Genomic DNA, 8,572 nt, shown 5'->3' with positions numbered 1-8,572 from the left:
ATCATTTAATAAAGAACAAATAAAGAACAACCGCCTTTTTCTCAAAAAAGCGAAACTCGGGAATGGCTATATATAGCCATTCCCGAGCCTTTAAAATGGTGGAGCATAGGGGATTCGAACCCCTGACCCCCACACTGCCAGAATAGAATGACATAACTTCATTGTTTCTCTCAGTTCACATACTCCCCTATTTTTAGCCATTTTCTAACTGCAGTGTTTGCACAGTTCACTTCAAATATACATCGTAATTTTTCGCAATAACGGAAATATCACGGAAACGATTTATCCAAACTCCCCAATCGACTTTGAGGACTTTTTTTGTTCCTGGAAAAACTTTTGCGTGAAAAAAGTGGTAAAAGTGGTAAGGATAGTTTTGTATATACCGTGTTTTGAGGTTATATAGTTTATATAGAGGACGGCGAGAGCCGTCCTCAAATCTATTGTTTTGCAGTCTTTCTGCATGGTAGGAGTCATGTTATAATACTGACAAGTGTATTTTGTATCCTACGTGACTCATATTTGATGCTTACAAAGGTACTAGGATTTTACTTGATTTTTATAAACTCTTCAAAAGTAAGTTTTCCACCTGTAGATGTATGTGCGTAAAACGCAAGTACTTTAGATGCATCTACTGCATCTATATAGCCGTCCTTGTTTACATCACATACGGCTAAATCGCCTTCTGTTGGAGCTTTCGAACCAGTTGAATACTTAGCATAGCTGCCGAGTATCTTTGAAGCATCAACTGCGTCGAGTATGCCGTTTCCGTCTATATCTCCGAGCACTTTTTTAGTAGCAGGTACAGTTGTAGTGGTTGTCGAAGCGGTAGTTGTGTTTACGGTCGTTGACTGAACAGTTGTAGTTGTAGAAGCTGTTGAGGTAGTTGCTGTAGGTTTAGCAGTTGTAGAAGCTGTTGTGGTAGTTGCAGTCGGTTTAGCAGTTGTAGTTGTAGAAGCTGTTGTGGTAGTTGCAATCGGTTTAACAGTTGTAGTCGTAGTAGTTGTTGTGGTAACTGCGGCTGTTGATGTCTTGGTTGTTGTAGTGGTAGTTGCTACTGTTATTGTAGATGACGTTATAGTTTCAGTTTTTTCAGAATCTGAACATTTAATAATCTCATCCTTTTTAGCTGTCCATGTATCATCAACAACACCGTCACCATCGTTATCTATACTTAGAACAGTAACTTCATTATTATCAGCCTTTGTTTTTATTATTGTTTTATCAGTGATCGGAACGTTTTCAAATGTTCGTTCATCTAGAAGCTTTTCATCCGCCGAATAGTGTTGTATAGTATAGTCCATTGTTCCTGTTCCGGTTCCAGTAAGATTAATGTCAAGATTTGTATCTTCATCCATACATATCATCTTGATCTCATTGTTTCTTCCTATTAAATCAAGACGTCCAAATGAAGCATCGAATGATTCTGCTCCATCAACAGAGCTAAGTATATCATTTCCGTCAGATATTTCAACGTCAACTGGGCAAGCTACTCTTATAACAGCATATGGAGACGGAGTACTAACTGAAGACTTTACTGGAGCAGGTTTACCATCTAAAATTTTTTCTATCCATTCTATTACATCTTTATCCTGTAAAAGGCCCAAATGCGTATTTTTAAATGCTTCCACATTGTCTGAATCCGGGTCAAGTTTACTTAACATAGATGCTGAAAGATATGGAACAGTACCGTCTCCATTATTGGTGTAATTTAGATTAATTAAATAGTATTTTGGTCCAAGTCCTTCCCAAGAGCCAGTTTCATCATAAGCAAAATCCATAGATGAAATTGTCTTTATATTTTTCCCTATTACAAAGTAAGCTTTTTCATAGTCATAAAGGCAATTACAATCTGAGACACCTAATAAAGATTTCTGAAAATTAATTGCATTCTCAATTGCTGTAGATTTATCATCTATCTCGAAAATAGCTTTTAGATAATTCTTATAATTTTCAAAAGATTTGATGGGATATACATTTGAAAAGCCATCATATTCTTGCATAGGAATAATATCGGGAAAAGCATTATGAATACGACGAAGTTCGTTAAAATACCTTTCTGTAGGAACAAGTTGTGACGTGGTAACAAATTTTTTAATAGCTTCTGTATCAAGGCCAATGCTTTGCAGGTACCAATTTTCATACCATTTATCTAAAACATCTCCAGAATATTGAACGTTAATAATTTTAGGTGCTCCTTCATATGGTGTGGCACAAGTAATAACGTTATTAAGTTTATCATCACCATATTTCTTATAATACTGAGATGCAACTATTCCGCCCATAGAATGTGCAATTATATCAACTTTTTTGTTGGTGTTAGATGGACAAAGAGTTTCGATTAATTCATTTAACCTTTCGGCACTATCAACATTGCTTTTTCTGAAGTCATAACTGAAAACATAGACAGGTCTATTAGGATAATCCGTACATAATCTATCTACAAATGTTTTCATCTTTTCCCTAGCACCATATTCACGTTTGCTTTCATCTAAAGTATTTTGATTTACATAAACATTCTTTACATAAACATCTTTCTGGTTTAATCCAGTTTGAAAGATTTCGACTTCTCTATCTTTGAAAATAGGATGAATTTCTGGATCCCAAAAACGTATATTACAGTTGGGATCGATAAACAATCTGCTTCCCATAATTCCTGGAATAAGGATGATCGGAGTATTATTTATATCTTTAACAGACGTCAGATATCCAGGTGTTTCAGGTGTATCAATACAAGCCATTTCATAGCCTTTACATGAAGGATCATATCTAGTGCCATTACCGCCTACAAGATTTGTGTCATCACGGAAAATTTCTGATTCATCATGATATCTATCATCGAGTATTAATGATTTGGTTGTCCATTTATCTGAAACAAATATTTTTTTAAGGCTATCACAATATGCAAACATTTCATACATATAGATTACTTTGCTTGTATCAAATGTACTTAAATCAAGTGCCCTAATGCTTTTACATTGACCAAACATATATTCCATATTAGTGACATTACTTGTATCAAAGCTGCTCAAATCAAGAGATTTAAGTAGTTTACTACAATAAAACATCCCATGCATATCTTCAACATTACTTGTATCAAAATGATCTAGACCATAAATGGATTCTAAATTTGGGCACCCACAAAACATAAAAGCCATATTTGTAACATTACTTGTATCAAAACTTGATACATCAAGAACTGTAAGGCGAATGCCATCAAGCATATCTTCCATATTAGTTACATTGCCTGTATCAAAATTGCTTAGATCAAGTGATTGTAGTTCAAGGCAACCATGAAACATACTGCTCATATTTGTAACTTTGCTTGTATCAATTTCGTTATCAAAATCAATATGCTCCAATTTAAAACAATTGTTAAACATATACTCCATACTAGTAACGTTCTCGAAATTAAAAGTTTTCAAATCAAGATATTCGATATTTTCACAATCACAAAACATAGAACCCATTTGTTGAACATTACTTGTATCAAAACTGCTCAAATCAAGTTCTTTTAAAGAGTTACAAGCCAAAAACATACTGGACATATCAGTAACATTTTTAGTATCAAAACCTGTTAAATCGACATATTCAAGCTTCTTACACGCAGCAAACATGTTACTCATATTTGTAACATTGCTTGTATCAAAATCTGTTAAATTGATATTCCGAAGGTTGATACAACCCCAAAACATGCATTGCATATTTGTAACTCTGGATGTATCAGCGTTTGAAAAATCTAGTTCTTCAGCATAAAAGTAAGCAGTATAACGACCATCTATTCTTCTAAATAGATAGCTACAGTCTGCCGGTAATACTGTTCCTTCAGCGCATGTAACTTTTTTTACATTTTGATTTCCTGCCCATGCCTGTACTTCTTCCTTTACAACATTACCGCTGAGGGTAAGGGTACCTGTTGCTTCATCAAAAGAAGCACATGAGTTTGCTGCGTCAGCTATGAGTTCAGGTTTTAATAAAATTCTGCTGTCAATCCTTGGCGTCATAGTACTGCAAATAATTGTCATGGATAACATTGCAGCGACTGCTTTTTTGATTTTTAGTTTCATGATATTTATTCCTCTTCTATATATTTAAGGTTTATACATAACCTTATGTGCAAATAATACATAAAAAGAATACTCTTGTCAAGCTAATCAAATGATATAATAAAATTTTAAATGTTAATCTAAACATTTTGAACATAATGATATAAATTACGACAGCTCCCGTTCGGGAGCTGTATCGGTTTAAATATGCGAAAATAAGGAAAGTATTTGTGTTTGGCAAGGGAATGCAACTGCCAATATTACGCCATTTCAAGAATATAGATGAACTAAGTTTAAGCTGGTGTGCCATGCCAGCGTCAATTATCACAATGGGTGTTCCTTTTCCTATTTGCAGGAACAGATGTTGACGGTTGTTTTTTTGTATGTTATAATTCTGATAAAGGAAAAGAGACGTTTTTTCATGTGTAACTAGTAATTTAGTTGAATAATAATTATGTTAGCCTTTTATCTTTCATAACTTATAAATTTAAGTAACAGGGAGGGTTTCATATGCATAAAAAAGCAAGTAAGCTTGCCGCAGTAATCATGTCGCTGGCTATGGTAGCGTCATCAACAGTTTCAGCAGCTGAGCCGATGAACGAAAGAGCTGTCTCCGTTATCGGTGAGAGCACATTTGAGAAAAAGTCTCTGCCTTGGCGTACCTGTGCGGCATACCCTGCAAAGCAGGCCTTTGATCTTGATGACGGAGCTTTTCACATTACTATATATATGCCTCAGGGCGCTGACCATGAAAAGTGGGATCTTCAGTTCAAACATAAAAATCTGAATTTCAAAGCAGGTCATGAGTATAGGGTAAGCTTTAAAGCTAAGAGCAACAGGAATGGTCTTGAACTTTGCTCACAGATCGGCGACAGCCGGAACGGCAATGTATATTTCACGCTTGACGGTCAGACAAAAGATATGCACATGGGACCTCATATGGGCGGGAAATGGGCTGGGGCTGCCGTAAAGCTCTCGAATGAATGGCAGACATTTGAAGGAATATTCAAGCCTACAGAGGATCTCGAAGGTGTAGAATGGGCATTTGATTACGCACAAGGTACCAAATATCAGGGCAATGCGAGCAGCGGAGACGAGATATGGTTTGATGATATAGTAGTGGAATGTCTTACCTGTGAGGAGTCTGATGACCCTGTCTGTGAATGGAGCTGCCCGGAAGGTCTGGGTTATGTGATTCCAAGAAGTGATGTACGCCTTAATCAGGTGGGCTATTATCCCGATTCGGTTAAGGTTGCAACTTATGAAACGGATTCCGACAAGGAAGCTATGGATTTCAGAGTGCTCAACGAAAAGGGCGAAGAGGTCTATAAAGGCAGGACAAAGCCTGTAGGCATGGACGATGAAGCCGGCTTGGGTTACTTCCATAAGCTTGATTTTTCGGCTGTTAAAAAGCCGGGTAGATACACAATTGTCATCGATGATGAGGGAAATGTTTATACCGATCCGTATACCGGCGAGGTTTATAAGCAGTATATAAGTCATGAATTTACGGTCGGAGATAAGATTTACAGTGACATATTCAGAGATGCGATGAATTTCTTCTATTTGCAGCATTCTGATATTGATCTAGACGAGAAAAAGATCGTTTCCGAGCCTTCTGAAGAGAACAGAGCTAAGCTGGCACATGAAGCTTTTCATGCAAAGGACGAGGCATATGTCAGTTCAGACTGGAACGTGATCACAGAAAAAAAGATCTTTAAGGACGCTGCCGGCGGTTGGTATACCGACGATAATTGCAGTAAAAATGTTATTGCAGGAGCAAATGCAGTATGGCTTTTGCAGAATATGTATGAGCTTTCCTATAAGAACGGATATAAAGCAGCAAACGGAAATTTGGCAGATATTCTTGATGAAGCAAGATACGAGCTCGAATTTATGCTTAATATGGTGGTTGATCCCGAAAAGGACAGCATATGGGGCGAGGATTTTGCCGACATGGTATATCACGGAGTTAGATATACGAATAGCTATAATCCCGTTGATCTGGGACTCATTACTGATAAAGAAAAGTTGAAAAGGGTAGTTAATCCTCCGACTTATGCTGCAACATTTGATATGATAGCGTGTGCGGCACAGGCTGCGCGTCTCTGGGAGAAAAAAGATCCCGATTTTGCTGCTGAGTGTCTGAAACAGGCGGAAGCATCATGGAACGCAGTAAAGAGACATGAAAAAGAGTGGACAAATAGGTCCATAAGAGATAAAAACTTTGCTTCGCATCTGGGCATTGATTGCTTTGATTTTTATGATCATGACCTTGGTGATTTCAATTTAAGTGATGAGGCATACTGGGCTGCCTGCGAGCTTTTTGCGACTACAGGCGATAAGGAGTATTATGATTATCTTACTTCTTTCAACTCCGACCTGAGCCTTACAGAATGCATCCCCGATTCCTGTGATGTTATATTCATGCCATATCCTGAAGACAGCTTCAAGGCGTTCTGCGAGACCAATACATACGATTTCGGAACATTATCACTGTATCTGAGCGATAAGATATCTGAACAGGACAGAAAGCTGATAAACGTAAATATCGGTAAAGCAGCCGATAATTTTGTGGCTGCCGCTGCAAATGATGTAAAGGATAACATATACGCCAATGCTATGGATACACCATACAGAAAGGTATCATGTGGTTTCGGATTGGATGAGTACACTTACCCTGCGGACAGATGGGATACTTATGAATTCGGCTCGAACTCCTCAATTGTCAATAATGCTGTAATTATGGCATATGCCTATGAGGCGACAGGCGATGTGAAGTACAAGGAATACGCAGGTTATGCGCTTGATTATATTTTCGGCAGGAATGGTCTCGGTATATCATATGTAACAGGTTACGGCACATATCATACCAATAAGCCGAGCAGCAGTTTCTGGCTGAATGAGGTAGACAGCAGATTTCCCACAGCTCCGAATGGTATAATGGTAGGCGGGCCTACCGGATTAGCAGGAAGTCCTGATGGTATAAGTGACAGCTTCGTCAAGGGTATTGGTTTGAAGATAGGCGAGGTGCCCGATCAGCAGCTATATGCAGATTCAGCCGAAGCGTGGACCTGCAATTCAGTCACACCTCAGTGGCAGGCAGCGCTTGCGTGGATGCTTTCGTTCTTTGAGAATAATATGGGCAATGATGACGAAGTTCCAACTACGACCACCGCAGCTTCAACAACAACCACGATTACAACTACAACTACAACAACTTCTGAGTCCAATGTGATAATGGCGGGCGATACGAACTGCGATGGACAGGTCGATATGGCAGACGCAGTACTTATCATGCAGGCTCTTGCAAATCCCAATAAATACGGATTAAACGGTACAGCCGGGAATCACATTACCGAACAGGGCAAACTCAACGGTGATATGAACGGTGACGGACTGACAGTAGGCGACGCACTGGCGATACAGAGTAAACTGCTCGGTTTAGAGTAAGATTTGAATATTAGCAATTCAATAATTAGTTTTATTGCAGCCTGTAGAAAAACAGGCTGCTTTTGTTTTCATCCTTTTTAAGTATATAAAAAATGAGGCGGCATAAAGTCGCCTTCAAATTATCTTTTCCTTACATTGCAATGAATTCAGTTGGCGATTTATAGTACTCTACAGCCTTTTCAAAGACCATATTTGTCAGTGCTTTCTCAGCTATAATACATGGATTTCCGTCAGGGCGTATCCATTCCTTTACGTCATTTTTATTCAGTATAAGGGGCATACGGTCATGGATATCCTTTACACTGCCTGCAGCTTCTCGCGTAAGTATTGAGAACATAGGCAGCTGCATGCCGCTATGTTCCTCATATCGGTATAGTCCTGCGATATATGTTCTATCTGAACCTTCGGTCTGTATGGCGAATTTGGCCTTTTTGGTATTGCGATGCTCTTTCATGCTGCAGCTATCGTCCTCATATACAGGATATCCCCATTCATAATACCATGATGCAGGGATAACACACCTTCTCCTATACCATGAATCTTTCCACAGTACCTTTGTATCGGCAGTCTCCACGCGGCAGTTGACAAGCGGTTTAGGTGAAGCTTGATGTGTAAATCCCCATGCCATAGGGAATATAGCCATGTTCCCATACTTATTAGGTGCAAGGACAGGTGCAATATCGGCTGGGTACAAGTCTCCATACATGATAAGGCTCTTTCCCAACTTAAGCGACATATCATGAGCTAAAGCCATTTTCCTCACTTTTATGAGAATCTCAGCCATCTCCTTTGGTTCTATTCTTAAGGACATACACATGAATACCACCTCTCAATTCATAAAATAGAATATATGTTCTGTTTTTATTATATCACAAGAGAATTAATATGTCAAGATGCAAGAAAAGACCGCCTTTTTAAAGCGGCCATTTAATTATGGTAAGCGCCAACCACCCTCAGCCCTTTACAGCATAATGAAAAAGCAGTAAAATAGTTCCGAAGCGGAAAACGCTGAAAGGAGCTGAGCACATGGCAACGATCAAAGAAATAAAGAGAGAACTACGGTACCGGGAATGGGC

General features: G+C 38.6%; 3 protein-coding genes and 1 tRNA gene. 1 reads left to right on the top strand and 3 read right to left on the bottom strand.

The annotated features are described in order from the left end of the window. Window positions 1-96: 96 nt before the first annotated feature. Both K5677_RS13845 and K5677_RS13840 read right to left on the bottom strand, forming a co-directional pair. A tRNA-Ala gene (locus tag K5677_RS13845) sits at window positions 97-186 on the bottom strand. A gap of 359 nt (window positions 187-545) precedes the next feature. Next, window positions 546-4,064, bottom strand: coding sequence for a BspA family leucine-rich repeat surface protein (locus K5677_RS13840; RefSeq protein WP_296729123.1), 3,519 nt, complete (start codon window positions 4,062-4,064; stop codon window positions 546-548). 489 nt (window positions 4,065-4,553) lie between these two features. On the opposite strand from K5677_RS13840, the gene K5677_RS13835 reads away from it, so the two are divergent. After that, window positions 4,554-7,496, top strand: a complete 2,943-nt coding sequence (locus K5677_RS13835) for a glycoside hydrolase family 9 protein (protein ID WP_296729121.1) — start codon at window positions 4,554-4,556, stop codon at window positions 7,494-7,496. 130 nt (window positions 7,497-7,626) lie between these two features. Here K5677_RS13835 and K5677_RS13830 read toward each other — a convergent pair whose 3' ends face one another. Then, window positions 7,627-8,307: an SOS response-associated peptidase family protein gene (locus tag K5677_RS13830; protein ID WP_296729120.1), complete on the bottom strand. Its 681-nt coding sequence runs from the start codon at window positions 8,305-8,307 to the stop codon at window positions 7,627-7,629. Window positions 8,308-8,572 lie beyond the last annotated feature (265 nt).

The organism is Ruminococcus sp., assembly GCF_024684275.1.
The sequence above is the reverse complement of the archived record's forward strand: the minus strand, read 5'-3'. Positions and strand labels throughout refer to the sequence as shown.